Below are 25,893 nucleotides of genomic sequence, written 5' to 3' on the forward strand. Positions count from 1 at the left end.
GCCGGCTGCGCCTGTTGACGATCGGTGAGCATTCAACCGCAGCATGCGACGCCGGACCCCGGGTTAGGAATTACCCAATCGTCCGTATCTGCGGATGTCCCGGACCCTGGGACGGGCGCGTCTGGGCAGGTCAGTGGTGTCGACCGGCCCGTCTGCCGGGGTCAGGAAGGCGCCGGTCGGGGCGGCGCGGCGCCCGGCGGGGCGGGTTGGCAGGCCGGGCACCAGTAGGTGACCCGTTCGCCCAGCTCCTCCTTGCGGATCGCGGTGCCGCAGCGGCGGCAGGGCTGGGCCCGCCGGCCGTACACGTAGCTGGTCCGCCCCCGGTGCAGCGAGCCGGTGGTGCTCTGGGTCCACCGCCCCCGGTTGGCCGCCAGCAGCTTCTGCGCGAGCGTCACCGTGCCGGCCAGGTCGGGCACCGCGCCGGCCGGGGTCCACGGCGAGATCCCGCGCAGGAACAGCACCTCGCACTTGTACAGGTTGCCCACGCCGGCCAGGTTGCGCTGGTCGAGTAGCGCCTCCCCGATCGCCGCCTCAGGGTGCGCGGCGAGCCGGCGGACCGCCTCGGCCGGGTCCCAGTCGGTGCCGAGCAGGTCCGGCCCGAGGTGCCCCACCAGCGCACCCTCCTCGGCCGTCGGCACCAGCGCCAGCTCGTGCAGGTGGTACCCGACGGCCACCGCCTCGGCGCCGCGCAGCACCGCCCGGATCAGGTGCGCGGGCCGGGCCGTCCAGCGTTCGCCCGGCGCGTACGCCCGCCAGGCCCCGTCCATCCGCAGGTGTGAGTGCAACGTCCAGTGGGTCGTCCCGCCGGCCCGATCGTCACCCGGGGCCGGGGTGTCGACCGGCTCCGGGGCGGCGAGCCGGAGCAGCAGGTGCTTGCCCCGGCTGGCCGACTCGCGCACCGTCCAGCCGGTCAGGTCGGTGGTGGCCAGCCGGGGCACCCGCAGGTCGGAGCCGGTGAGCCGGGCCCCGCCGAGGGCGCGGTGCAGGACGCGGGCGGTGTTCCAGACGGTGTCGCCTTCGGGCACCCCGCCATTCTCCCTCCCCGAGCGGGATTCGTATGTATCGCCATTTGTATGGAGGTTCCCATCTATCTGATAAAACGCAACGATCAGGGGGTTCTGAGGAGGAACAACGTGAATCGTCCACGTACTCGCACCCGTCGCCTCGTCCTCTCCCCGCTGCTCGCCGTCGCAGTCGCCTTCGTCGTCGCGCTCCACCCGGCCGCCGCCCCCGTCCCGCCCGCCCCCGCCCTGCTGCCGGCGGCCGTCGCCGCGTCTCCCCGCGCCGCCGACGCGGTCGCGCCGGCCGAGCGGTGGGACGCCGACCTCTCCCGCGCCGGCGGCCTCAACGCCCGCTGGGCCGACGGCGGGCTCCGGCTGGCCGACCGGACCCCGCACGCCGTCACCTCCGCCGCCCTGGACCGGCACACGCCGGTCGCCGAGGGCGCGTACCTGAGCCCGGAGCACGCCCTGACCCGACCCGCCACCCGGGTCCGCGCCGAGGTGGACGCGGACGCCGGCCCGGACGCCGCAGTGGAGGTCCAGGTGCGCGGCTGGCACGCCGCCGGCTGGACCGAGTGGCGCACGGCCGGCCCGGCCGCCCTCTTCGACCAGCCGGTCACCCGGGTCCAGGCCCGGGTGCTGCTCACCGCCCGCGCCGCCGGAACCACCCCGGCGGTACGCGCCGTCCGGCTCACCGCCGACCGGGTGGCCGTCGCCGCCGCGTCCACCCCCGGCCGGGTCTACCGGGTCTACGCCACCCGGATCGGCCTGGTCGGCGGGACCACTGCCAACGGGCACGTCGTCACGTCCCGCGACCACTTCGCGGCGCTGCCGACCCGGCGCTCGCTCTCCCCACTCGGCACCGGCGACTACACCGTCCGGGTCTGCACCACCAGCGGCAGCCGCTGCGAGTACGCCCCGGTCTGGGACGTCGGGCCGTGGAACACCCGGGACGACTACTGGAACCCCGCCGCCGTCCGGGAGAACTGGAAGGACCTCCCCCAGGGCAGGCCCGAGGCGCAGGCGGCGTACCAGTCCGGCTACAACGGCGGGCGGGACCAGTTCGGCCGGACCGTGCTGAACCCGGGCGGCGTCGACCTCGCCGACGGCACCTTCTGGGACGGCCTCCAACTCACCGACAACGCCTGGGTGGACGTCGCGTACCTGTGGACCGGCACCGGCCCGCACGGCGTGATCGGCTCCGGCCCGCTCAACCTCCGCACCGGCCCCGGCACCGGGTACGCCGTCCGTGGCCTCGCCGCCACGCACGCCCACGTGCCGATCCAGTGCTACGTCACCGGTCAGACCGTCAGCGGCCCCTACCGGACCACGAACCGGTGGAACCGCCTCGCCAGCGGGCAGTACGTCAGCCACGCGTACATCTCCGCCGTGTACGGCGGCGCCGCCCCGCGCTGCTGACCGCCACCCGCCGGGGCCGGGGCGTTCGTGTCCTGGCCCCTCGCCCGGTCCCGCGTCGGCGCTGCGCCCGGCGTCGCCCCGGCCCGTCCCCACGACCGGGGGCGGGTCAGGGGCGTTCCTCGGGGCGCGCCGGGCGCACGATGTCCTGGTAGCGGGGGTGGCTGGCGCCGTAGATGGCGAAGTTGAGCCGCGCGAGGGACAGGCTCAGGTCGCCGTTCGGGCCGCCCCGCACCACGTCCGCGTCGGCGTCACCCTGGCCGTCGTCGGTCCAGAAGCAGACCGGGCAGGTGCCGCCCCCGGTTTTGGATACGCAGCAGGGGCATGCCGACGGAACCCATTGTTCACCCACCGGAAGAGCATTCCACAAGCGGCCACCGGGCATCAGTCCGGCGGTGGTCCGATTTCGTCACCCACCGAACGGTTCCCGACGGCTCAGGCGTACGCGGTGACGGACACCAGGTCACCCGGGCCGACCGCGAGCACGTCGACGGCCCGGCCGCCGTTCACCGCCGCCGCGACCAGGCCGGCGGAGTCCACGTGGACCACCAGCTCGCCGGGAGGGGCGTCGCCGAAGGCCCGCCCGTGTGCCGCCGCCCGCCCGGCCACCCACACCCGGGCCGGCAGCGTGGCCAGCAGGTCGCCCGGCGCGGCGAGCTGCACGTTGCCGAAGTGGTCCACGGTCAACACCTCGGCGGTGAAGCCGTCCGGCTCCGGCCGGACCACCGGCTCGGGAAGCCGGACCAGGTCGGCGGGGTCGACGGCCGGGCCGGCGTCGGAAAGCGGGGCGCCCAGCGCCAGCCGGGCCGCGACCGGGGCGAAGACGTCCCGGCCGTGGAAGGTGCGGGAGACCTCGGGAGCCAGCCACCCCGGGTTGGTCAGCTCGACGGCGGCAGTGACGCCGCCCAGCGCCTCGGCGGCGTCCAACAGCAGCCCGTTGTCCGGCCCGACCAGCAGCCCGCCCGGGGTGGCCAGGGCGATCCCGCGCCGGGCGGTGCCCACCCCCGGGTCGACCACCGCGACGTGCACCCCGACCGGTAGGTACGGCACCGTCTGGGCGAGCACGGCGGCACCCCGGCGCACGTCGGCCGGCGGGACCAGGTGGGTAACGTCGATCACCCGGGCGGCCGGGGCGAGCCGCCCGATCACCCCGTGGCAGGCGGCCACGAACCCGTCGCCGAGGCCGTAGTCGGTGGTCAGCGAGATCCACGCCACGGGCATCCTCCTCGTACTCGGGTGTCTCCCATGCCACCCGCGGCGCGGGGGCGGCGCGGCTGCCGGCTCGACGCTAGTCTCTCGGCCGTGACCCGTGTGCTGCTGGTGCCCGGCCGGAACGAGCCGCTGCCCGAGCACTGGCAGGAGTGGCTGCGCGGCCGGAACCCGGAGCACCGCTGGGTCCGCCACGCGCGGCGCGGCCGGTACGTGGCCGAGGACCGGCTGGCCGCCCTCACCGCCGCGCTGGGCGAGACGGCCGAGCCGACCGTGCTGGTGGCGCACAGCGCCGGTTGCCTCACCGTGGCGCTCTGGGCGCGTGGCGGCCCCGGCCCGGTGCGGGGGGCGCTGCTGGTCGCCCCGCCCGACATCGCCGAGCCGTGGACGGATGGCGAATCCTCGATGCCGGCGCTGCCCGACGACCCGCTGCCGTTCCCGTCGATCCTGGCCGCGAGTCGCAGCGACCCGATGATGGCTTACGAGCGGGCGGCGCACTACGCCGGGCGGTGGGACGCGGAGCTGGTCGACCTCGGCGACGCCGGGCACGTGACCACCGCCGACGGGTACGGCCCGTGGCCGCTGGCGGAGGACCTGATCGCCCGATTGACCGTCCCCTAGGTGTAATGCCCACCGCCATCGACCCTCCTCGCGGAGGAGAGAAACGGTACGTCGTGGCACTCGGCGGCAGGCTGGGGATGGTCGCCGACGTCGAGGGCGAAACGGTGCCTCAGCACCTCACCGCGTAACTGGACCCGTAGACCCACTGCAGGGTGCTGACCGAGAGCCACTCCCGGTGCCAGTACCGGAACGTGCGGGTCGTGAGGAACGGCCGCTCCCAGGAGGTGCGTTGCCCGGCGAACCGCTCGGCGTCCGACGACGTCGGGTAGCGGTCGACGGTGCTGGTGCAGGCCGCAGTGCCGAATCCGTCGGTCGGCGTGATCTCCGTGGTGGAGACCAGCGAGTCGCCGGAGCATTTGGCCACGTAGCTGTTCCGGTAGTACAGCGTCGACCCGCTCACCTCCTGCACCATCCAGTATCGGTAGGTGTAGCTGCCGTTGGACCGGCTGCCGATGTGCGACCAGGTCAGGGCGACCGGGCGACCGGGGCCCGGCGGCTCGCTGAACCCGCCGGCGTAGCAGAGGATGTGGGCAGCCTGCGGGGCGAGCCGAGCCGACGCGGGTGTCGTGACCAGCGTGGGGGCGACCAGGCTCAGCGCCAGGCCGAGCACCAGGAGCAGGGTCGACGGACGACGGCGGCGGAACGTGGGCAGGGCGTGGGTGGGGGACACGGGCCACCTCCGTGGCGGAACGGCAGGCATGGGCGACGGTGCCGGTAACAATGAAAACTATAGAGATTCATCTATTTGATTGGTGGCTCTGACAGCGATGCGACAGCGGCCGGCCCTCCCGGTTGGCCGGGGCGAGGGCCCGGCAAAGATGCTCCTATAGATGTCAAGCCGCGAGTTGAAGATCGTTTGCTGTGATGAGCTGGTAGAGCTCGCGGGCGACGTAGCGCTTGAGGCAGCGGATGATTTCTTTCTTGGACATGCCTTCCTTGGTGCGTCGCTGCATGTAGTCACGGGTGCGTGGGTCCCATCGCAGCCGGACGAGTACGACGCGGTAGAGCGCGGCGTTGGCCTGTCTGTCGCCGCCGCGGTTGAGCCGGTGCCGGGTGGTCTTGCCGGAGCTGGCCGGGATCGGAGCGGCCCCGCAGAGCATGGCGAACGCGGCTTCGGAGGCGAGCCGGTCGTGGTTCTCGCCGGCGCTAACCAACAGCTGCCCGGCAACGTCGGGTCCGACGCCGTTCGCGGCCAGCAGGGCCGGGTTGATGGCGGCGACCAGTGGTTCGAGTAGTTCGCCGAGGTTGGCGATCTCGGTGGATAGGTTCTGGTGGCGGCGGGCCAGCGAGCGAAGCGCGACGGCGACGGCGACGGCTGGGATGGACGCGTCGGCTTGGTCGGGTTGCAGATTCGCGCAGGTGGCGATCAGTTTCGTGATGTTCAGGCCGCGCAACCGGGCGCGTAGTTCGTCGGGGGCGGTGACGATCAGGGCCTTCATCTGCCGTTGGGTCTCGGCGCGCTGGTCAACGGCGCTGCGTCGGGCCACCCGCAGGTTGCGCAGGGCCTCGACCCGGCCGTCGCGCTGCTTGGGGGTGCCGGTGCGTTCGCCTGCCAGCGCGGCCCGGGCGGCCTGGATCGCGTCGATCGGATCGGACTTGCCCTGGAACCGGCGGGTCTTGCGGTCCGGCCGATCGACCTCGATCACCTGCATCTGCTCGTCACGCAGCAGGCGGACCAGTCCCGCGCCGTAGGCGCCGGTGCCCTCGACTCCGACCCGGCTTAGCCGGCCGTGTCCGTGCATCCAGGCCAGCAGGGCGGCGTAGCCGGACGCCGTCGCGGGGAACTGCTCGGTGCCCAGCACCCGCCCGACCAGGTCGATCACCGCCGCGGTGTGGGTGTCCTGGTGAGTGTCGACCCCACCGACGACCTCGATCTCGGCTTCATCACGTGTAATGGGAGACATCGTCGTCCTGTCGCTCGTCGCAGTGGGGCAGGGCGGCACGCACCAGCCGGGCAACGCGGACAAGACAGAGATGGGGCCTCTGGCCAGGCTCCTATGAAGTCACAACGCCACGTCCGGTGCGTGCACGAGCGCCTTCCGGACAGGGCCGACAAATCTTTGAAGGACCCGAAGTCAGTCGTCAGGTGGGTCAGACCCCGCCGGGAGGCGCTCACGAACATCATCTCTGTCGTCAGGTGATGCCCGGTAGTGCCAGCGGCTGCTGTCGCGGGCGTGGTGGCGGCTGGCGGCGGCGATGTTGGTTGCGCGCGAGAACGCAAGGTGCCGCGCGTCGCGGCTGGAGGGCCCACCGGTCCCGTGGCCGAACGGGTACTGGCACGGCCACAGGCCGCAAGCGATCATGCCTCCATGGATCCTGCTCCGGCGTCCGTCGCTGCCGACCCGCTACTGCCCCGCCGGATCTGGTACGTCGTCGCGGCGCTGATCGCCGCCGGCGGCGTGCTGGCCGCCGCCGCGATGCTGTTCCTGGTTCCCTTCGGGGGTGACCTCGGGCAGCGCGTCACGCCCGGGCAGCCGCTCACCGTGCATATGCCCGAGGCCGGGAAGATGGTGTGGGTCAAGGGCGAGCAGTATGTCCCAGCCTGCCAATACTCCGAGGCGGACACCCAGAAGCTCGGAGAGTCGGTTCTGGTTTCGATGCTCTCCGACGGTCTCACCTTGGAGGTGGACGGCGAGCGTTGGCGCGGCCTACAGATGATGTACGTCAAACCGGTCGGCACGTACACGCTGACCTGCACGGTCTCGGACGAGCACGTCACCTCGTCCTTCTCGATCGGGGATCCTCCCCGGTTCCACGATGCGCGTTCGAGGGCGCTGGCGGCGCTGGCCGCCTCGGCTCTGGCATCCCTCAGCGTGCTGGTCGGTGCCGTGTTGACGGTGGTCATCGCGGTCCGGCGCCATCTGCACGGAAAACGTCTCGCCGAGCGGCACCTGACGGTCGGATAGCGCCGGTCCGGCGCGTAGCGGCCCACGATCGCCTCGGCCATGCTCTTCCGCTGCGCGGAATGGTCCGTTGTGCGCGCGCTGGTCCGCTGGACTCAGAACCGGCTCTCACCGGTGACGAGCATCGGGATGTGCTCCTCGCGGCGTTGGCGGAGCGCGTGGCGGCGAACTGATACCGGCACGTCCCGAAGATCGGGGCTGACCTGAGGTGCCGGCCCGACCGGCCGGCACCTCAGGTCACATCCGCCGAGCTGGTCGGCCTACCTGTCGGCCTTCTGCGGCCCGTCGCGTCCCGGGTCCGCGTCCCCCGCCGGACCCGTGTCGGCGTGGCGGCCGGAGCCCCGGCGGGGCTCCGGGACGCTGCCGCCGACCGTCGCCACGCGGGGACGGCGCAGTGCCATGAGGAGACCGACGATCACCAGCACCAGGCCGATGACCGCGAGTGCGAGCGGACCCCACAGGTTGACCATCTGGAGCAACTGCCGGTTGGAGCCTGCCGTGTCGGCGCTGCGCGCGATCGCGTCGTCGGTGTAGGTGAAGACCGCGTCGAGGATGACGGTCTCCTGCCCGTTGTCGCCGACGAGCTTCTTGCTCTGGGTCTCCTCCACCTTGACGAACTGGCCGGTGGTCGGCTCGACCCACACCTTGCGGGTGTTGCTGTAGCTGACCCGGCCGGTGGTGGCACCGGGCACGAGCTGGCCCACCAGGAGCTGCAGGCGGTCGGCCGGCAACGGCTGCGTCGCGTCGCGGATCTCCTGGGTGAACTGGTAGGTCTCCAGCCCGTTGATCTGCTCGGTCTTGACGAAGCGCGCCGGCTGGGTGGTGTTGATGTCCCGGTCGAAGATCTCGTAGGTCTTCTTCTCGGTGCCGAACGGGAACTTGTAGATCTGGCCCGAGTAGTTGACGCTCTGCCGGTTGCTGCCGGTGTCGAGCCACTGCTTGTCCCACTGCTGGGCGGCGCCGGACTTCCGGTCGAGTGCCAGCGACGTGCTGTAGGCGCTGATCAGGGCCTTGGTGTCGGTGCGGATGACCTCCTGCCCGACCAGCCACACGACGGCGTTGCCGTCGAGCGAGCCGTCCAGCTTGGCGGTTTCCTTGGCGTCCGGCTGCACGGTGATGGTCGAACGCAGGGTGGCCTGGTTCACCTCCGCCTTGCCGTTGGTGATCTGCATGAAGCGGGCGTTGGGTGCCTCGGCGACTGACTGGGTACGCTCCAGGTCGTACGGCAGACGTTCCGCCTGGGGTGCCACGACGAACGCGAGACCGCCGGCGAAGACCAACGCGAGGACACCGACGCCGAACAGCGCGGCGCCGATGACGCGAGACCTCATAGTGCCTCCACGTATTGAGGGACGGGTAGTTCGGCAGGCGGACTGCTGCCGGCTGCCAGAGGTTACTACCGAGTTACATCCGGAAGCGACCCCTGAGCCGCATCTTCATACGCTCAATCATCGGGTTCCGCCGTTTTCCGGAGAACCATTGTGAAGTTCCAGGTGAGCGTTTCCCGTAGCGCCGGGACCCGGGCCACCCACCGCGCCCACCCCGGGTGGTACCGGGGCAGCACGTCAACGATGTCGATGGCGCCGGCGCGCCGGGCCGCCCTGGCCCACCGCATCGCCCGCGCGGCGCTGACCGGGAACAGGGTGTGCCCGAACCGGTTCTTCGGCTCTCGGCCGTTACGGCGCAGGTAGCGCCGCCGGGCCCGCTCGCCACCCAGGAAGTGCCACGGGGAGGTCTCGTGGCCGCCCCACGGGGACAGCCACGGGGTGAACGACACGAACACGGTGCCGCCGGCGCGGGTCACCCGGACCATCTCGTCCAGCATCGCCTCGGGTTCGGCGACGTGTTCGAGCACGTTGGACGAATAGCAGACCTCCACCCCACCGGACCGTACGGGCAGCGCGGTCCCGCTGCCCCGCACCATGCCCGACACCGCGGCACCGGCCGCGGCGAAGTCACCGACGGCCGGGTCCAGACCGATGTACGTCGCGCCGGACTCCCGGAACTCGGTGGCGAAGTAGCCGGGGCCGCCACCCACGTCGAGGACCCGCGCACCGGCGAGGTCCACGTAGGACCGCAGTTGGCGTACGGAGTCGTCGGCGAGCAGCGAGTAGAACCGGTCGGGGTCGGACTGTTCGTGCAGGAAGCCACGGAACAGCGCGACCGACCGACCGAGCGTCGCCCGGTACCGCTCCTCGTGCGGTGGCGTGGGCGACGGCTCCGGCGACTGCTCCGTGTCGGCCTCGGCCTCGGGCGGGCGGCGGGCGGCCGGCACCACGGTCGCCGCGACGGCGCACACCGCCGCGAGCATCGCCGCTTGCACGACGGCCCCGTACACCCATTCCTGCCCGTGCCCCAGCAGGCGGCCCAGGACGGCCACCGAGATGCCGCCGGCACCGGCGACGAAGGCGATCCCCGGCAGTGCACCCGGCCGCAGCAGGCGCATCAGCATGGCGGCGAGCAGCAGCGCGGCCGCGGCCACGCCGCCGAGGGCGACCGCGAGCGCCATCAGCGGCACCACGACCCACCACTCGCCGCCGGTACGGGACGGCTGGTCCGTCGCCGGGCCCTCGACCGGTCGGCGGCGCCGAGCCGGCACGAGCGCGGCGATTCCGACGACGAAAACGGCGACAGCGCCCGCCACCAGCCCGGTCCGATAGGGCTGGTCAGGGGTGAAGCGGAGCGTCACGGTGCCGCCGCTGCCGGCCGGCACCTCGAACGCCTGCTGCCATCCGTCGACCCGCTCGGCCCGCAGTTGCTGGCCGCCCAGCGTCGCGGTCCAGCCGGCGTTGAAGTTCTCCGTCACGACGAGCAGCGCCGCCTCGCCCGCGCCGATCGTGACCGTCCGGTCGGTGGCGGCCCACCGGTCGACCTTCACGTCGCGCGACCGCGTCGGCGCCGCCGGGCTGGTCCCGTCCGGCACGAGCGCTGCCGAGTCCACGACGAACGCGGTCGACGGCACCGTGCGCAGGCGGTGTTCGCCCGCGGGGAGCTGCACCCCCTCGCTCGCGAAGTCGTCGCACACGGTCACCGCCAACGACCGGCCGGCGCGCAGGTCCGCCAGGGTTCCGGAGACCGCGGTCGGGTACCCGACGCCGTCGAGCGTCACCGTCGGCCCACTGCCGCACGGCACCGCCACCGGCGTGCCGGCACCGGCCGGCCGCAGGAGGTCGGCGAGCGCGGGGACCTCGACCTCGGCGACGCCGACCGGCGCCGGCCACGCGTTGCCGCGCGGGTCGGCCACCGCGCGGTCGAACGCGGTCACCGCGATGTCCAGCCGGTCGGTGGTCAGCTTCGGGAAGCGGATCCAGCCGTCCGCGTCGACCGGCGCGGTGGTCGAACCGGACCGGGTTCGCAGCACGACCTGCCGTGGCCGGGCGGAGAGCGGCGCCGTCGGCGCGACCAGTCGTACCCGGTCGATCGTCCGGCGCTGCCCCCACCGCAGGCGCAGCGTCGGACGGTCGTCGATCGGTTCCGCGAGCCATGCCGTGGCCGGATCGCCGTCCACCGCCGCGTCGGCGGCGACCGTGAGGTCCCCGGCGAGCACCGACGACGCCGAGGCGGTCACCGGGCGGTCCACCGGCATCGACCCGCCCGTGCGGGGTCGCGCGGTCAGGCGCAGGTTGTACGTCGCGTCCACCGGCGTCGCGAAGAACCGGTCCACGCCCAGCGGCTCCTCGCCCGTACGGGCCAGGAACTGGTCGCAGCGGAGTCCGTCCGGGCCGGTGAAGCAGGCACCGCGGTCCTGCGGGGCGCGGCTGAACGCGTACGCCGGCGCCGGCCCCCCGCTCAGGTCCGCCGGCGCGCGCAGCCCGCGCTGGGCGGCCAGCCCCGGAACGTCGAGCTCGCGTAGCGCCACCGCGCCGCCGCTGTAGCCCTGGCGGAGGGCGAGCACCGTCACCCGTACGGTCGTGGTCAGGCCGGGGAGCGTCTCGAGCCGGTGCGGCCCGGGAGTGTCGGGCACTGCCCGGTCGACCGCACCCTGGTCGGTGCTGATCCGCACCAGCCCGACCGGGAGCGCCACCCGCAGGTCGTCGGAGAAGTCCACGGTGACCTCGGTGACGCGGCGCGGCGTGTCGAGGGTGACCTCCAGCCACTGGCCCGAGGCCGGTTGGAACGGGTCGGAGCGCCAGGCGGTGGCCGGGTCGCCGTCGAGCGCGGCGAACGGGAGGTAGGACGGCTCGGTGCCGCTGCCGGAGTCGGCGAAGCTGGCGCCGCTGGACGCGTCCACCGATCGGATGCCCTGGTACGCGGCGACGGTCTGATGCCCATCGGCGGCGAACGGGAGCAGGTCGCTGCGGATCCGTCCCTGCCGGGTCGCCTCGTCGGAGGTCAGGGTGTGGCTGACGTTGTCGCGCATCCGGCCCACGTTCAGCTCGCGCCGACGCAGCCCGTCGGTGACGATCCGCGGACCGGCCGCGTCGGCCGGTTCCGCGTCGCCGGTCAGCAGGACCGGCTGCCGAGGGTCGAGCAGGCCCTGCTCGAGCACCCCGAGCAGCGACTCCGGTCCGCCGCTGACCACCGGCACGTCGGCGCGGGCAGACGCCGACACGGTGGGCACCACGCGGTCGACCGCGAAGATCTCGATCGCCGGTACGGACTCCGCCGCGTCGACCGGGCTGCGCTGCGGATCGTCGACGCTCACCTCGGGACCGAACGACGCGGCCGGCCGCAGCCCCGGGGAGCCCGCGATCGCCTGCCGGATGACCGCGACCGGTGGGGCGCCGCTGGCCGTCCGGTCGATGTCGTGGCGGACCAGCAGGTAGCGGTAGCCGGAGCGGGCGAGGAAGTCGGCGAGAGCCGGTGAGCCACGGCCCTGCGCCAGGATCGTCTCGACGGTGTCCATCACCCGGATGTTGCCTTCGGAGCCGAGCGGGATCTGGTGCCGGGTGGCCCAGGGGGCGCCGGCCAGCGGCTGAAGCGGCTCGTCCACCGTCCGGCCCCAGGTGTGCTGCGCGAACCCGGACCCGGGGACGACCAGAGTGCGGGCCTGCGGATCCTGCGCGGCGAGCCAGCCGGCCGCCTGCCGCCAGTGTGTGGGCAGGTCCGTCCACCCCGGACCCGGCCGCAGCATGAGCAACCACGCGGGCGCGGACGCGACGAGCAGCAGGCCCGCCACGACCGGTGCCGCGTGGATCCGCACCCGGCGCCGGGCGACCAGGCGGCTGGCCGCGTGGGCGAGGCCGAGTAGGAGCGGCAGCCGCAGCACCGGCTCGAACTTGTGCACGTTGCGCAGCGGCGCGAGTGGCCCGTCGAGCAGGTCGCGGACGAACGGGGCGAGCGGGCTGTCCAGCGTGCCGAGATAGCCGGTGGTCAGCAGGGTCAGCCCGGTCAGCACCCCGAGTACGAGAAACCGGCGCTCGGGCAGGTCGCGCAGCGCGAGCCCCACCAGGCCGACCAACGCGACCAGCGCGGTCGCGGCCATCAGCGCCGGGTTGTCGATGAGCACCCAGCCGGCCGGCCACCATGGTTCGCCCTGGACGACGTAGCCGACCCACTGGTTGGTGCCGCGTACGGCCTGGAAGAGCGAGGTCACCGCAGTGGTCGTCGCCGACGACTCGATGTAGTCCAGGAACGGCAGGCTGTACTGCCCGAAGAGCAGCAGCGGCGCGACCCACCAGAGGGTCGCGCCCGCCACGAAGACGCACCACCAGGCGGCGAGCACGGCCAGTTGCCGGTCCCAGCGCCGGGTCGCCAGCCAGAGCGCGGGCAGCACCAGCGCCATCACGGTGGCGGCGGCGTTGATCCCGCCCATGAAGAGCACGGCGAGCCCGGAGAGGGCCGCCGCGCGCCGGGCCGAGCCGATGCGGCGCACCGCAGCCAACGGCAGCAGCACCCACGGCAGCACGACCACGGGCAGCATCTCCGCGGAGAGCGGGCCGATCTCGGTCAGCATCCGGGGCGCGAGCGCGTAGGCCAGCCCGGCCAGCAGCCGCCCGGGCTCGGCGCCGATCCGCAGCGCCCGGGCGAGCAGCACCACGCCGAGGTACCCGACGCAGAGCAGGAGCGCGCTCCAGGCTCGCTGGGTCACCCACGGGGGCAGGCCGAGCAGGTCACCGACGGCGAAGAACGGGCCCATCGGGAACAGATAGCCGTACGCCTGCTGCTGCAGTTCCCCCGAGGCCGCCTCCGGGTTCCACAGGTGCAGCGCCCGGGCCATGAACCCGATCGGGTCGACGGCCAGGTCCAGCTTGGTGTCGAAGGTGGTCCGTCCGGGGCGCTGCAGCACGGCGGCCACCACGAGCAGGAGCGCGCCCGCCCAGGTGGCGAGGCGCCGCCGCCGACGGTCCACCGCATCGGTGCCGCCGGCCGCGCCCACCGGCCGGGCGGCGGTCGGCCCGGAAACGCGGTCCCGCGTGGTGGCCGTCATCGGCGGCACTTCGGCGGCAGGCAGCTGAACTCGGCCAGCGCGGAGAAGAAGATCCGCTGGATGCCGGACGGTCGTGGGGTCAGCGCGACCCGTCCGCCGGTGGCCCGGGCGATCTGTTTGAGCTCGTCCGGATCGATGTCCGGGCCGACGCCGATGAACAGGATCGGCACCGGACGGCGCTTGTCGCGCAACTCGGCCAGCTCGTCCAGCAGCTTCGCGCGGCTGATCCCGCTGGCGTTGTCGTCCTTGCCGTCGGTCAGGACCAGCACCATGTTGATCCGCCCGACGGTCCAGTTCCGGGTCGCGTCGCGGTACGCGGCGAGCGTGGTGTCGTAGAGCCCGGTCGCGCCGTTCGGCTTGACCCGTACCCGGTCGAGCGCGTCCACGATCTCCGCGCGGCGCGGGCCGACCGGACCCACCGGTATCACCTCGCGGTAGTCACGCTCGCCGTCCAGGTCGGTGGAGAACTCCCAGATGCCGAGCTCGGTGGTGCCCAGGAGCAGCTCCGCGCCGCCCTGGGCGGCCTTGATCATGGCGGAGAGCCGGGTCTCCGTCGATCCCGGCAACTGCGCGGCCATCGATCCGGAGATGTCCAGGACCGCGAGCATCCGGGCGCTGATGTGCACCCCGCCCCACGCGTTGAGCAGCGCGGTCGCGTCCGTCTCGGCGGGTAGGGACGCCGGCGGGTATCCCCCGGTGCGGATCCCGCTGCCGGCGGGGATGCCGGCGGGCGGCCCGCCGCTCGGGGTACGCAGGCCATGGCCGGTCAACGCCACCGCGCCCTCGGCGGCGAGCATCCCGCGCAGGAAGGCGGCGGCACCCTCGCGGCGCGCATCGGAGGCGAGGATCGCGTACGGGTAGTCCGGGCCGGGTACGGGCGCCGGCGGGTAGACGGCGACCTGGCGCGTACCGCCGCCGACGGCGGCCAGGAGGATCGCCTGCTCGGTGCTGACGACCGCGGATTCGGCCGCACCGGGGCCGGTGGGTGCGGGGGCCGCACCGGAGAGCGGCGACGTGCGGGCCGCCAGTCGACGCATGATCGCCGCCGCACCGGCCGCACCCGCCGCCGGTTGGGCGGAGTCGGCGAGCGCCCGGATGCCCACCAGCGCGCCGAAGCCGAGCGGGCTGGCCGTCGGGTCGGGCAGCACGACGGGCAGCGGTGGTCGTTCGTCGGCGACCAGACCGGTCCACCCGAGGGTGCCGTCGCGCCTCAGCCGCGCGGCCGACCGCTCGTCGAGCGACAACACGACCGGGGTGCTCGCCACGGAGACGCCCTCCGCCGGCACCTGGAAGGCGCCGGCGGCGCGGGCACGGCGCAGCCACAGCGTCGACTCCGGCAACCAGGCGTCGGGGGGAGCGGTGGGAGCCGCGGTCGTAGCCGTTGTCGCGGGCGGCGGACCCGTCGCCGTGCTGGCCCCCGCGCCGCTGGCCACCGGACGGGTGAGGTCGCGCAGCACGTCCGCGGACTCGCGCGCCTCCATCACCACGTCGAGGCAGCGTTCCCGGGCGGCCAGGTCGCGCGCGACCTGCCGGGCGGGCGGTTCGACGCTCGGCGCCACCGCGATCCGCAGCTCGATCCGTTGTGTACACGGCGGCTCATGCCGAGTCCGATCGAGGTAGCTGGTCGCACCCCAACCGCCGAGCACCGCGACCAGCGCGACGCTGAGCAGCAGGACCGGCCAGAACTCCGGCCGGGTCCGCAGGCCGCCGTTCGCCACACTTCCTCCTCTGTGACGTCACCGTTGCGGAACTCTGCAGAAGCGTCCTAGTGTGACGCAACCGCGAACCGTACTCGCAAGTAGGGGTGGATGAGTAGGCCATGACCCATAGCTCTGGTCCTCATGTCCTCTTCCTCAGCTGGCGGGACACCCGCCACCCGGAGGGCGGCGGCTCGGAGGTCTTCCTCGAACGGGTCGGCGCCGAGTTGGTCACGCGCGGCTACCGGGTGACCCTGTTCTGCCAGGCACACGCCGACGGTCCCGCCCTGGAGACGATGCCCGAGGGGATCCGCATCCTGCGCCGCGGCGGCCGCCACACGGTCTACCTGTACGCGGCCCTGGTCTACCTGGCCGGCGCCTTCGGCATCGGTCCGCTCGCCCGTCGGCGGCTCGGCCGGCCGGACGTGATCGTCGACGTGTGCAACGGCATGCCGTTCCTCAGCCGGGTCTACGCCCGCCGCCCGGTCATCGCGCTGGTCCACCACGTGCACCGTGAGCAGTGGCCGGTGGTCTTCGGCCCGTGGATGGCCCGGATCGGCTGGTGGATCGAGTCGCGGCTGGCGGTCCGGGTCTACCGGACCTGCCGGTACGTGACGGTGTCCGAGTCGACCCGCAGTGAGCTCGCCGGGCTCGGCGTCGACCCGGTCCGGATCGCGGTCATCCACAACGGGACGCCGGCCGTCGTCGGCCCGCCGGTGCCGCGTACCGCCCACCCGAGCCTGGTGGTGCTCGGCCGGCTCGTTCCGCACAAGCGGGTGGAGCTGGCGCTGCGCGCCACCGCACTGCTCGCCACGGAGCTGCCGGAGCTCGAGCTGGTGGTGGCCGGCCAGGGCTGGTGGGACGAGCCGCTGCGGCGGCTCGCCGCCGACCTCGACATCACCGACCGCGTCCGGTTCACCGGGTTCGTCCCGGAGGAGCGCAAGCACGAGTTGCTGTGCAGCTCGTGGGTGTCGTTGGTGCCGTCGCTCAAGGAGGGCTGGGGGCTGACCATCGTGGAAGCCGGTGCCCGGGGCACCCCGTCCGTCGCGTTCCGCGCCGCCGGCGGGGTCGCCGAGGCGATGGCCGACGGGCAGACCGGCATGCTGGTCGACGACGAGTTCCAGTTCTTCCAGGCGGTCCGGGCGTTGCTGCTGGACCCGGACCGGCGCGCGGAGATGGGCACGGCTGCCGCGGCCTATGCGCGGCGCTTCACCTGGTTGGTGTCGGGGACGGCGTTCGCCGATGTGGTCGCCGGGCAGTTGCCGGCGACCACGCCGCAGCTAGCGGATCAGCGGTTGCCGTAGACCTTGGTGACAGGGGTGTCGGTGGTCTCTTCGGCGACGTGGTCGGCGGACGGACTCACCGCTCCGACCGTCGCGACGAGGCCGATGATGCCCAGCGCCGCGCCGAGGACAGCAGCGACGGCGAACGTGGCCAGCTTGGCCATGGTTCTACCTCCCCGGGTTCGTGAGTGCGCGGAATATACCACGATCTTTGTCCGCTGAGCAGCAGGGCCAGGAGAGCGAGAACCACGATCGCTGCGGCGACCAGGTGCGCGGCGGCTGCGGGCCACCGCCGGGCGGCGGATGGCGGCGGGGCGGCGGCCGGGTTCTCCCACAGCTCAAGGTGCGGACCGGCGAAGACCGGACGCAGTCCGGCGAGGGCCGTCGCGGGCGGCTCGACGCCGGGTTCACGCCGGACCAGCACCCACCGGACCCCCAACTCGGCGAGCGGGCCGTCCGCGTCGAGAACGGCGCGGACCCGCGCCGCCCGTGGGTTCTCGCCGTCGACCGTCACGTCGCCGACCCGCAGCGCGTCGTTCATCAACACCGGCGCGTCCAGGTAGCGCGGCGCGGGGTCACGCACCACAGTGTCGTGGGCCCAGCCGTAACGCTGGTAGCCCTCGAACGGCAGCGAGAGCACCTCGCCGGGCGTGGCGGCCACCCGCGCCGCCACCGCGTCCCAGTCGGCCGGGTAGCGCACCGGCCGGAGCTGCCCGGCGGCGCCGAAGGCCAGGTCGGGCAGGATCGCCACCGGCAGCAGCGCGGCCGCGACAAGCACGACCCGGCCCGCCCCGGCGTCGAAACGGCGAGCCAACCTGCCCGCGAGCACCTCGGCGCCGAGGGCCACCCCCAGGGCCAGCAGGACCGCGTACGGGATCAGGAGCTTCTGGCCGTCGCGCAGCAGCCCGGCGCCCGGAACCGTGTCGATGAGCCGTTCCAGGGCCGGCGCACCGGGCGCGGTGCCCGCCGCCGCGAGCAGGAACGCGCCGGCCGCGAGCAGCCCCAGTCGCCCGGTCCCGCCCGGCCACCGCCGACGCAGTTCCCGCACACCCACCACGGCAACCGCGAGCAGCACCAGCGTCGCGACCGGCACGAGCGGCGAGGACCGGCTGCCGGGAACGGTCTGCGCGTTCCAGATGCCGCCGGTGCCGGCCAGCGCGGTCCACGCGCCGCCCCAGTTCTCGGCCCGCGCGGCGAACGCGGCGACGCCTTCCGGGTCCGACCGGCCGTCGGCGGCACTCGTCGCGGCCGCGACGAGCCAGGGCGCGTTGAGCGCGGCGACCGCGCCGAGGGCGGTGGCCGTCGCCCGGCGCCAGCCCGCGAAGCCACCGGGCAGGAGCACGGCCACGGTGCACAGCGCGATCACGCCGCCGGTCGGGGTCACCGCGGCCGGCGCCGCCGCCAGCACCAGGCGGGCCAGCCCGCCGGGCCGGCCGGTGCGCACGTCCCGCACCGCGGCGACCAGCCAGGGCAGGGCCGCGTACGCCAGCAGGAGGCCCCACTGCCCGAGCAGCAGCCGCTCGGCGAGGTACGGCGTCCAGGCATAGGCGAACGCGCCGGCCACGCGGGTGAGCGTCCGTCCGGTCGGCATCAGCCGGGCCATGCCGAGCGCCGCCAGGTAGACGATCGCGACCAGCGCGATCCGCTGCACCAACCAGCCCGGCGCGACGAGGTTGGCGGCCGACACCAGCGCGTCCAGCGGCACGGCGCGGGGCAGCGCGTCGGCCGGCGCGACCATCTCCCAGCTCAGCGGCTGACGGGGCACGAAGACCATGTCGTAGCGCAGCACGTAACCGGGCAGGGCCAGCGGGGCGAGCACCACGGCGGTGATCGCCGCCGCGACGGCGTGCGGCGCGGCGTGCGGGATCAGCCGATGGCGCACCGGCTACCCGACCGGCTGTGGCACCAGCGCGCCGATCTTGATCTCGTCGGTGCAGAACGTGGCAGCCGGGTCGCTCACCGCGAGCTGGGCCTCGTCGCCGCCCCCGGACACGAGCAGGAACATCGCGTTGAGCCCGCGGTGCACGTCGAACGGCACCGCCTCGCCGTCGCCGAGCCGGAACGTGGCGGTGGTGTCCCGGTCGCTGATGTACCCGATCCGCACAGCCTGCCAGTAGTTGACGACCGTGGCCTTCAGCGGGATCCGCGCCGTCCGTCCACCCGTGACCTGGTAGCCGCAGCCCGGTGCCGGCCCGGGCGCCGCACTGACGCCCTTGACCCAGGCCGGGCGGACGTGGCCGGAGGAGTCGAAGACCCACAGCTTGCGGGCCTTGGTCACGAAGACCGGTTCGTCGTCGAGCGGCGCGAAGAACCGCGACTGCAGGTTCCACGGGTTGGACAACGCGGGGACCACCGCGTCGGGCACCGGCTGGTCCATGAACACGGTTCCCGGCTCGGCGGTGGCCAGGCCGGCGCGGGCCGTGTTCAGGTAGTCGCGCCCGGCCTTGGACCGCCAGTCGGTGCCGAAGTCGACGCCGCTGTAGACGCTGCTGGCGATCAGCACGACCAGGCCGGCGGCGAGCGCGGTGGCGAACTGCTGGGGGTGCCGGCGGACCGGCCCCGGCTCTGTGGCGTCGGCGGGCTCTGTGGCGTCGGCGGGCTCCGCCCGGCGCAGGCCGCAGAGCGCCACGCCGGCGCAGAGGGCCGCGACCAGCAGCACGTCGCCGAAGTAGCGCGGCACCAGGCCGGCCACCCCGCTGAACCCGGACCCGAGCCGGGTGGCGCCGATCAGCCCGGCGCCCAGTCCGGAGTAGAGCGCCAGCAGGATCCACGCCCGGACCGCCACCACGCGGCGCAGCCACACCGTGCAACCGATGAACGCCGCCACGATCGCCCACGAGACCCACTGGGCGGTCCGGGTCAGGGCGACGACGGCGGGGCCGTCCGAGGCGTCGAGCCAGGTCCACGGGCCGCCCACCAGGCCGGCGGGGAGGGACTGCCCGTAGAACTGCTGGAGGAACGCGCCCACCTCACCCGCCGAGATCGGCGCGCGTAGCGTCGACGTCGACACCGACAGGTAGCCGGCCAGGTACACCACGGAGATCCCGCCGAGCACCAGCCAGGCGGGCCACCAGCGGCGGATCGTCGTCACCACCGCCCGCAGCGGCCCACCCGGTGCGTAGAGGCAGAGCGTCAGCAGGAAAACCGCCGCGACCACCAGCAGCGCCTTCTCGAAGAAGAGCAGGGCGACGACGACCGACGTGCCGAGCGTGACCAGGTGGCGGCACCGACGGGTACGGATGTAACGCACCTGGGCCCCGATGGCCACGATCATGGCCAGCTGCATCGGCAGCAGGTTGATCGCCACCGCCCACCACGCGCTGTCCTCCAGCGTCAGCGGGTTGAACACGAACAGGCACAGCGGCACCAGCAACGCCCAGCCCGCCGGGAGCAGGAGGCGCAGCAGCCGGTAGAAGGCGACGCTGACGGCCACCTGACCGATCACCATGAGCGTGGCGTACGGCCAGTACTCGTACTCGGTCAGCCGGTGGGTGACCCAGGTGAGCAGCCGGGCGGCCGGCATGAAGTGGTTGTTGTAGAGCCCGAACAGGTGCCCCGGATCCAGGCCACCGGCGTCGGCCTGGCCGATGATCGGGAAGTCGTCGCTGGTGAGGTACCCACGCGTGGTGATCGACGCCCGCCAGAGCACGCTCGCGGTGATCAGCACGACGGCGGCGAGGTGGATCGGGTCGACGGGCCTGGCGGCCGTGGTGTTCGGCGAGGCCGTGTTGCCCTGCTCGGCCGTGCTGCCAGGCTTCGTCATCGGGGCGGCTCCTCGCGTCGGAACAGAACCATGTTGACGTAGCGCGGCCGCGGGTTGACGACCCGCCGGGCGAAGCTCTGCGCCACCCGGCCGACCGCCGCCCGCTGGTGCGCGATCAGGTCGAAGCCGGCCAGCGGCACCCAGCGGTCGTCCGGCATGACGTGCGGCCGGTAACCCCACCCGTCGAGCAGCGCGAGCACCGGGTCGATCGGCTGGATCCGCTCCTCGAGCTCGATGAGCAGAAGGGGGCCGTCCCGCCGGATGGTGCGTTCGGCGCCGCGTAGCGCCGGCAGCTCGTGGCCCTCGACGTCGAGCTTGACGAACCGCACGTCGGTGAGCCCGAGACCGTCCACGGTGATCCGGTCGACGGTGACCGACGGGCCGTCGCCATGCTCCACCGACGAGGTGCCGATACCGGGACCACCGGCGGGAACGAACAGCTCCGCCGTACCCGGCCGGTCGGAGGCCACCGCCTCGATGACCCGCACGTCCGGGTAGGCGGCGGCCACGCACCGCGCCAGCTCGGCCGCCGGCTCCACCGACACGACCCGGTCGGCCAGCCGCCGCAGGCCACGGGTCCACGGTCCGTACCAGGCGCCGACGTCCAGCGCGGTGCCGCCGCGTGGCGCGTAGGAGGGCAGCCGGGCGAGTTCCGGTTCGACCCGCGGATAGGCGAGCCGAACGGCGGCCCCGACGGCGCGGGGCGGGAGCCTGGCGGCGAACCGCGAACTCAGTTCCGTGGACAGCGTGCCGGCCATGGTGTGGAACCTTAGTCCCTTACCTACGGATGGGTAGACCCGAGGTTTCCTCGCCAGTAACCTGCACTGGCCGGCGGGCGATTTCCCCGCCGGGCCGGCGGAAGGGTGCGGCGATGACACAGGCGGACGGTGCGGCGACGGTCGACGTCTGCGTCGTGGGCGGCTGCGGGCGGGTCGGCCTGCCGCTGGGCATCGCGCTGGCCTCCCGCGGCCTGAGCGTCGTGCTGTACGACATCGACGCCGCCGCGGTCGACCGGGTCAACTCCGGTGCGCTGCCCTTCGCCGAGGAGGGCGCCGCGGAGCTGCTGACCTCGGCGCTGGCCGCCGGCCGGTTGCGCGCGAGCACCGAGGCGACGAGCGTCGGCCTGGCCGACACCCTGGTCGTGGTCGTCGGCACCCCGGTCGACGAACACCTCAACCCCGACCTCAGCGCGGTGCCCCGGGCGCTGGAACGCTGCGCCGAGCACCTGCACGACGGGCAGCTGGTGGTCCTGCGCAGCACGGTCTACCCGGGCGTGACGGCGCTGACCGAGAAGCTGCTGGCGAGCAGGGGCCTCACGGTCGACGTGGCGTTCTGCCCGGAGCGGATCGCCGAGGGCCGGGCGATGACCGAGTTGTTCACCCTGCCGCAGATCGTCGCGGCCCGGACGCCGCAGGCCATGGAACGGGCGGAGCGGCTCTTCCGCCGGCTCACCGACTCGATCGTCGCGCTGGAGCCGGAGGAGGCCGAGCTCGCGAAGCTGTTCACCAACACCTGGCGGTACGTCAAGTTCGCCACCGCCAACCAGTTCTGGATGATGGCCAACGACTTCGGCCTCGACTTCGCCCGCATCCGGCACGCCGTCGCGTTCGACTACCCGCGCGCGGCCGACCTGCCGATGCCCGGCTTCGCCGCCGGGCCGTGCCTGCTCAAGGACACCATGCAGCTGGCCGCGTTCAACCGGAACAACTTCGTGCTCGGCCACTCGGCGATGTTGATCAACGAGGGCCTGCCGCTGTACCTGGTCTCCCGGCTGGAGGACCGGTTCGACCTCGCCACGATGACCGTCGGCATCCTGGGCATGGCGTTCAAGGGCGGCAGCGACGACACCCGCAGCAGCCTGGCGTACAAGCTGCGCAAGATCCTGACGCTCAAGGCGGGGGAGACTCTCTGCACCGACCCGTACGTGGTCGACGACCGGCTCATCCCGCTCGACGAGGTGCTCCGGCGTGCCGACCTGCTGGTGATCGCCGCGCCGCACGCCGACTACGCCGACCTCGACACCGACCAGCCGCTGATCGACATGTGGGGCCTGACCGGGCGGGGCGTGCTGGTGTGAGCCCCCGGGTCACGGTGGTCATCCCGGTCTACAACGAGGGCGCGGACGTCGTCCGCTGCCTCGACCGCATCCTGCGTGAGGTGCTGCTGCCGGCCGAGGTGCTCATCGTGCACGACATGCCGGAGGACACCACCGTCCCGTACGCCTGGGAGGTCGCCCGCCGCGATCCGCGGGTCCGCCCGGTGCTCAACACGTACGGGCCCGGGCCGGCCAACGCGATCCGGTTCGGCATCGACGCGGCGCAGGCGCCGGTCGCCGTGGTGACCATGGCCGACGGTTGTGACGACCCACGGCAGATCGACGACCTGGCCCGGCTCGTCGACCGTGGCGTGGTGGTCGCCGCCGCGTCCCGCTACATGCCCGGTGGGCAGCAGGTCGGTGGGCCGCGATTCAAGCGGATGGCCTCCCGGTGGGCCGGGCGCAGCCTGCGGCTGCTGGCGAGGGTCGGCACCCGCGACGCGACCAACAGCTTCAAGGCGTACGACACCGACTTCGTCCGCGAGGTCGGCATCGAGTCCCGGACCGGGTTCGAGATCGGCATCGAGCTGACCGCGAAGGCGACCCGGCTGCGCCGCCCGGTCGCCGAGATCCCGACGATCTGGCTGGATCGGCAGCTCGGCGAGTCGCACTTCGACGTGGGTCGGTTCCTGCCCAGCTATCTGCGCTGGTACTTTTTCGCGTTCGGTCGGCGGCTGACCGCGCAGCAGCTCGCCGCGCGGTGGGAGGCCCGGCGCCCGGCGCCGGCCGCACCCGCGCCGGCTGTGGCGACCGAAGACGTGGCGACCGACGACGTGGCGCGGTAGAGGAGGCACGGATGGCGACGGTGTTGGTCACCGGCTCGGCGGGGTTCATCGGCGGATACCTGGTGGAGGAGCTGCTCGGCCGCGGGCACGAGGTGGTCGGGCTCGACAACCACTCGAAGTACGGCCCGGTGGCGCACAGCTACGACGATCATCCCCGCTACCGGTTCGTCGAGGGCGACGCCCGCGACGCCGCGCTCCTCGCCGACCTGCTCGCCGGCTGCGATCACTTCGTCGCCGGTGCCGCGATGATCGGCGGGATCTCCTACTTCCACGCGTACGCGTACGACCTCCTCGCCACCAACGAGCGGATCATGGCGGCGTCCTGCGACGCGGCGATCGCGGCGCACCGGGCCGGCCGGCTGCGCAAGGTCACCTACATCTCGTCGTCGATGGTGTACGAGTCGACCGACCGCTGGCCGAGCCGGGAGGGCGACGAGCGGCGGATCCCGCCGCCGCTGTCCTCGTACGGCTTCCAGAAGCTGGCGGTCGAGTACTACGCGCGGGCGGCCTGGGACCAGTACCGGCTGCCGTACACGATCGTGCGGCCGTTCAACTGCGTCGGTGTCGGCGAGGGGCGCGCGCTCGGCGAGGCGGAGGTGCTCTCCGGCAACGTCAAGCTGGCGATGTCGCATGTGGTCCCCGACCTGGTGCAGAAGATCGTCAAGGGGCAGGACCCGCTGCACATCCTCGGCACCGGCGAGCAGGTGCGCCACTACACCTACGGCGGCGACCTGGCGCGCGGGATCGCGGTGGCCATCGAGCACGAGGCGGCGCGCAACGAGGACTTCAACCTCTCGACCGCCGATTCGACCACGGTGCTGGAGCTGGCCGAGCTGATCTGGCGCAAGATCAAGGGCCCGGACGTGCCGTTCCGGTACGTCAGCGACGAGCCGTTCGAGCACGACGTGACCAAGCGGGTGCCGGACGTCGCGAAGGCCCGCGAGGTGCTCGGCTTCACCGCGACGACCGGCCTCGACGCCATGCTCGACGAGGTGATCCCATGGGTGACCCGGGCCGTGCACGACGGCCGCCTCTGAGCGGCGCATGACGGCCGTCTCTGAGTCGCGCCCGACGGCGCCTGGCCCGGCGCGGCGGGTCAGCACCAGGAAGTCGCCGGTCTCGGGCACCGCGAGCCCTCTCCTAGACAGTTGGTGCGATGACCGTGACGACCTCCGCCCGGCGGCGGATCGGAATGTCGGGGGCGGCGGTGGCCGTGGCGGGCGCGCTGACCAACGGGCTCGGCTACCTCGTGCCCGTCCTCGGCGCCCGACAGCTCGGCCCCGGCGACCTGGGCGCGCTGGCCACCGTCCTCGCGATCGCGGCGATCGCCGGCGTTCCCGGGGTGGGGCTGCAGATCGCGGTCGCGATCCACCGGGCCCGCACACCCGGCGCGGCGAGCGGTCGGATCGGCTGGCTGACCGCGGCCGTCTGTGCCGGCGCCATGGTCGTCCTGACGCCGGTGGCGAGCGCGCTGCTGGACCTTCCGCCGGCCGTGACGTTACTGCTCGCGGTCTACACCGGTGCCGTGGTGGTGGCCGGCAGGTGGCTGGGCGAGCTGCAGGGTGACGAGCGCTTCCTGCGCCTGGCACTCGGCATGGCGGTGCTGGCCGTCTGCCGGTACGGGGGCCTGATCGCGGGCCTGTTGCTCGGCGCCGGCCTGACCGGGTCGGTCCTGGCGGGTACGGCCGTCGCGCTGCTGATCCCGCCGGTCCTGGCCCACCTGGCCCGTTCACGGGTCGACGCGCCGGGCGGCCATGGCATCACCGCCCGGCAGGTCCTCACCGCCTGCTCGGCGACGCTCGCGATGCTCGTCGTCTCGTACGCCGACCTGATCCTGGTCCGCCACCTGCTGCCCGCGGACGCCTCGGGCGGGTACGCGGTCGGGGCCGTGCTCACCAAGGGGGCGCTGTGGGCGCCGCAGGTGGTCACGGTGCTGGCGCTCCCGCGCCTGGCGCAGGGCAACCGGCGGGCGCTCATGGTCGCCCTCGGCCTGGTGGCCGGCTGCGGTGCGGTGCTGGTGGCGGCGTCGGCGTTCGCCGGTGGGCTCGCGTTCCGCCTGGCGGGCGGCGCGGACTACGTCGGCCTCGGCCGCTACGCGCCGGTCTTCGCCGCCACCGGTGCCTTGTACGCGCTGGTGTTCGTGCTGGTCAACGCCCAGGTGGCGGCGGGTGCGCGGTGGCCGTCGGCGCCGCTCTGGGCGGCGACGGTCGGCCTGATCGTGGTCGCCGAGTGGGTGGTGCCGCACACCTTCACGGCGATCCTGTGGTGCGCGGTCGGCACGGCTGCGGTGGCGCTCGCGCTCACCGCGCTCGCGACCCGCCGGGGCGGCGCTCGGCCGGCACCCTGACTGTCCGGAGGGGGAGGCTACGCCATGAGGCACTGCGGCGTCGATTTTGTTCATGCTCACACCTCGGGTCGGCTGAGAAACCGGACGCTGCGGGTGATGCAGCGGGCATCAGCGCAGCGAGCGGCATTACTGCAATGCCCGTCACGCCCGGCACGGCGACGCGGCCGGCGGTGGGTGCTGCCGGAGCTTCCGTCCCTGGAGCCCTGCGATCCGGCGAGGCCCCGGTGGCGGAGCGCGGTGCGGTGCGGCGGCGGTACGCTGCTGTCGTCAACCTCGACGGAGAGCGAGCGTTGCCCAGAGAGGTGCTGGTTCGCACTGTGGTGCCACGTGTCGAGACGAAGATCTGGTCGAGGGTGTGGGTGGCCTCACGAAATGATGGATGAGGATCTCCTCCCCTCCTGGT

Annotated in this window: 19 protein-coding genes; 8 read left to right on the plus strand and 11 right to left on the minus strand. The window is 73.3% G+C overall.

The features are described from left to right. Positions 1 to 161 precede the first annotated feature (161 nt). Positions 162 to 1,025, minus strand: a complete 864-nt coding sequence (locus OG617_RS21995) for a zinc finger domain-containing protein (RefSeq protein WP_405094902.1) — start codon at positions 1,023 to 1,025, stop codon at positions 162 to 164. A 108-nt stretch (positions 1,026 to 1,133) separates the two neighbouring features. Between OG617_RS21995 and OG617_RS22000 the strand changes: the two genes are divergently transcribed. Beyond that, on the plus strand, positions 1,134 to 2,420 hold the full coding sequence (locus OG617_RS22000; RefSeq protein ID WP_405094903.1) for a hypothetical protein: 1,287 nt from the start codon (positions 1,134 to 1,136) through the stop codon (positions 2,418 to 2,420). 106 nt (positions 2,421 to 2,526) lie between these two features. Here the strand turns inward: OG617_RS22000 and OG617_RS22005 are convergent, their stop codons facing one another. After that, complete coding sequence (locus OG617_RS22005) at positions 2,527 to 2,769, minus strand: CPCC family cysteine-rich protein (RefSeq protein ID WP_405094904.1); 243 nt, start codon at positions 2,767 to 2,769, stop codon at positions 2,527 to 2,529. Positions 2,770 to 2,852: 83 nt separating this feature from the next. Next, positions 2,853 to 3,638, minus strand: a complete 786-nt coding sequence (locus OG617_RS22010) for an S-adenosyl-l-methionine hydroxide adenosyltransferase family protein (protein WP_405094905.1) — start codon at positions 3,636 to 3,638, stop codon at positions 2,853 to 2,855. Positions 3,639 to 3,719: 81 nt separating this feature from the next. On the opposite strand from OG617_RS22010, the gene OG617_RS22015 reads away from it, so the two are divergent. After that, complete coding sequence (locus tag OG617_RS22015) at positions 3,720 to 4,247, plus strand: RBBP9/YdeN family alpha/beta hydrolase (protein ID WP_405094906.1); 528 nt, start codon at positions 3,720 to 3,722, stop codon at positions 4,245 to 4,247. A 109-nt stretch (positions 4,248 to 4,356) separates the two neighbouring features. On the opposite strand, the gene OG617_RS22020 is transcribed toward OG617_RS22015, so the two are convergent. Then, the gene (locus OG617_RS22020; protein WP_405094907.1) at positions 4,357 to 4,917 is read right to left on the minus strand and encodes a hypothetical protein; all 561 of its coding nucleotides are present in this window, start codon (positions 4,915 to 4,917) and stop codon (positions 4,357 to 4,359) included. A gap of 163 nt (positions 4,918 to 5,080) precedes the next feature. After that, the gene (locus tag OG617_RS22025; RefSeq protein ID WP_405094908.1) at positions 5,081 to 6,151 is read right to left on the minus strand and encodes an IS110 family transposase; all 1,071 of its coding nucleotides are present in this window, start codon (positions 6,149 to 6,151) and stop codon (positions 5,081 to 5,083) included. Between the two features lie 405 nt (positions 6,152 to 6,556). Here OG617_RS22025 and OG617_RS22030 point away from each other — a divergent pair, with 405 nt between their 5' ends. Then, on the plus strand, positions 6,557 to 7,153 hold the full coding sequence (locus tag OG617_RS22030) for a hypothetical protein (RefSeq protein WP_405094909.1): 597 nt from the start codon (positions 6,557 to 6,559) through the stop codon (positions 7,151 to 7,153). A 257-nt stretch (positions 7,154 to 7,410) separates the two neighbouring features. Here OG617_RS22030 and OG617_RS22035 read toward each other — a convergent pair whose 3' ends face one another. The 3 genes from OG617_RS22035 to OG617_RS22045 form a co-directional block, all read right to left on the minus strand. Next, positions 7,411 to 8,481, minus strand: a complete 1,071-nt coding sequence (locus OG617_RS22035) for a DUF3068 domain-containing protein (protein ID WP_405094910.1) — start codon at positions 8,479 to 8,481, stop codon at positions 7,411 to 7,413. Between the two features lie 113 nt (positions 8,482 to 8,594). After that, positions 8,595 to 13,520, minus strand: a complete 4,926-nt coding sequence (locus OG617_RS22040) for an alpha-(1->3)-arabinofuranosyltransferase family protein (protein WP_405094911.1) — start codon at positions 13,518 to 13,520, stop codon at positions 8,595 to 8,597. Next, entirely contained in the window at positions 13,517 to 15,238 is a 1,722-nt protein-coding gene (locus tag OG617_RS22045) for a substrate-binding domain-containing protein (protein WP_405094912.1), read from the minus strand. Before OG617_RS22045 ends, OG617_RS22040 begins: the two co-directional genes overlap by 4 nt. 101 nt (positions 15,239 to 15,339) lie before the next feature. Here OG617_RS22045 and OG617_RS22050 point away from each other — a divergent pair, with 101 nt between their 5' ends. Continuing rightward, positions 15,340 to 16,521 carry a glycosyltransferase family 4 protein gene (locus tag OG617_RS22050; RefSeq protein ID WP_405094913.1) on the plus strand — a complete coding sequence of 394 codons (1,182 nt, stop codon included), beginning with the start codon at positions 15,340 to 15,342 and terminating at the stop codon, positions 16,519 to 16,521. 55 nt (positions 16,522 to 16,576) lie between these two features. Here the strand turns inward: OG617_RS22050 and OG617_RS22055 are convergent, their stop codons facing one another. Genes OG617_RS22055 through OG617_RS22065 form a run of 3 tightly spaced genes read right to left on the minus strand, consistent with a single transcriptional unit; the run spans position 16,577 to position 21,021 of the window. Continuing rightward, positions 16,577 to 18,382: a hypothetical protein gene (locus OG617_RS22055; protein ID WP_405094914.1), complete on the minus strand. Its 1,806-nt coding sequence runs from the start codon at positions 18,380 to 18,382 to the stop codon at positions 16,577 to 16,579. Positions 18,383 to 18,385: 3 nt separating this feature from the next. Then, positions 18,386 to 20,263, minus strand: coding sequence for a hypothetical protein (locus OG617_RS22060; RefSeq protein ID WP_405094915.1), 1,878 nt, complete (start codon positions 20,261 to 20,263; stop codon positions 18,386 to 18,388). Then, entirely contained in the window at positions 20,260 to 21,021 is a 762-nt protein-coding gene (locus tag OG617_RS22065; RefSeq protein ID WP_405094916.1) for an FkbM family methyltransferase, read from the minus strand. The genes OG617_RS22060 and OG617_RS22065 overlap by 4 nt, the downstream gene beginning before the upstream one ends. Positions 21,022 to 21,134: 113 nt before the next feature. Here OG617_RS22065 and OG617_RS22070 point away from each other — a divergent pair, with 113 nt between their 5' ends. From OG617_RS22070 to OG617_RS22085, 4 genes are all read left to right on the plus strand, one after another. After that, positions 21,135 to 22,340, plus strand: coding sequence for a nucleotide sugar dehydrogenase (locus OG617_RS22070; RefSeq protein WP_405094917.1), 1,206 nt, complete (start codon positions 21,135 to 21,137; stop codon positions 22,338 to 22,340). Further along, complete coding sequence (locus tag OG617_RS22075) at positions 22,337 to 23,143, plus strand: glycosyltransferase family 2 protein (protein WP_405094918.1); 807 nt, start codon at positions 22,337 to 22,339, stop codon at positions 23,141 to 23,143. Before OG617_RS22070 ends, OG617_RS22075 begins: the two co-directional genes overlap by 4 nt. Positions 23,144 to 23,154: 11 nt before the next feature. Beyond that, the gene (locus tag OG617_RS22080; RefSeq protein ID WP_350885326.1) at positions 23,155 to 24,180 is read left to right on the plus strand and encodes an NAD-dependent epimerase/dehydratase family protein; all 1,026 of its coding nucleotides are present in this window, start codon (positions 23,155 to 23,157) and stop codon (positions 24,178 to 24,180) included. Between the two features lie 119 nt (positions 24,181 to 24,299). Further along, positions 24,300 to 25,490, plus strand: a complete 1,191-nt coding sequence (locus OG617_RS22085; protein WP_405094919.1) for a lipopolysaccharide biosynthesis protein — start codon at positions 24,300 to 24,302, stop codon at positions 25,488 to 25,490. The last annotated feature ends 403 nt before the right edge of the window (positions 25,491 to 25,893 follow it).

The sequence above is a fragment of the Micromonospora sp. NBC_01412 genome (assembly GCF_045040215.1).
Classification (GTDB): domain Bacteria; phylum Actinomycetota; class Actinomycetes; order Mycobacteriales; family Micromonosporaceae; genus Micromonospora; species Micromonospora rubida.

Coding starts and splice junctions, on each gene's coding strand:
- OG617_RS22010 (WP_405094905.1), bottom strand. CDS start 3,638: ATGCCCGTGGCGTGGATCTCGCTGACCACCGACTACGGCCTCGGCGAC.
- OG617_RS22060 (WP_405094915.1), bottom strand. CDS start 20,263: ATGACGAAGCCTGGCAGCACGGCCGAGCAGGGCAACACGGCCTCGCCG.
- OG617_RS22035 (WP_405094910.1), bottom strand. CDS start 8,481: ATGAGGTCTCGCGTCATCGGCGCCGCGCTGTTCGGCGTCGGTGTCCTC.
- OG617_RS22050 (WP_405094913.1), top strand. CDS start 15,340: ATGACCCATAGCTCTGGTCCTCATGTCCTCTTCCTCAGCTGGCGGGAC.
- OG617_RS22030 (WP_405094909.1), top strand. CDS start 6,557: ATGGATCCTGCTCCGGCGTCCGTCGCTGCCGACCCGCTACTGCCCCGC.
- OG617_RS22065 (WP_405094916.1), bottom strand. CDS start 21,021: ATGGCCGGCACGCTGTCCACGGAACTGAGTTCGCGGTTCGCCGCCAGG.
- OG617_RS22070 (WP_405094917.1), top strand. CDS start 21,135: ATGACACAGGCGGACGGTGCGGCGACGGTCGACGTCTGCGTCGTGGGC.
- OG617_RS22040 (WP_405094911.1), bottom strand. CDS start 13,520: ATGACGGCCACCACGCGGGACCGCGTTTCCGGGCCGACCGCCGCCCGG.
- OG617_RS22085 (WP_405094919.1), top strand. CDS start 24,300: ATGACCGTGACGACCTCCGCCCGGCGGCGGATCGGAATGTCGGGGGCG.
- OG617_RS22025 (WP_405094908.1), bottom strand. CDS start 6,151: ATGTCTCCCATTACACGTGATGAAGCCGAGATCGAGGTCGTCGGTGGG.
- OG617_RS22080 (WP_350885326.1), top strand. CDS start 23,155: ATGGCGACGGTGTTGGTCACCGGCTCGGCGGGGTTCATCGGCGGATAC.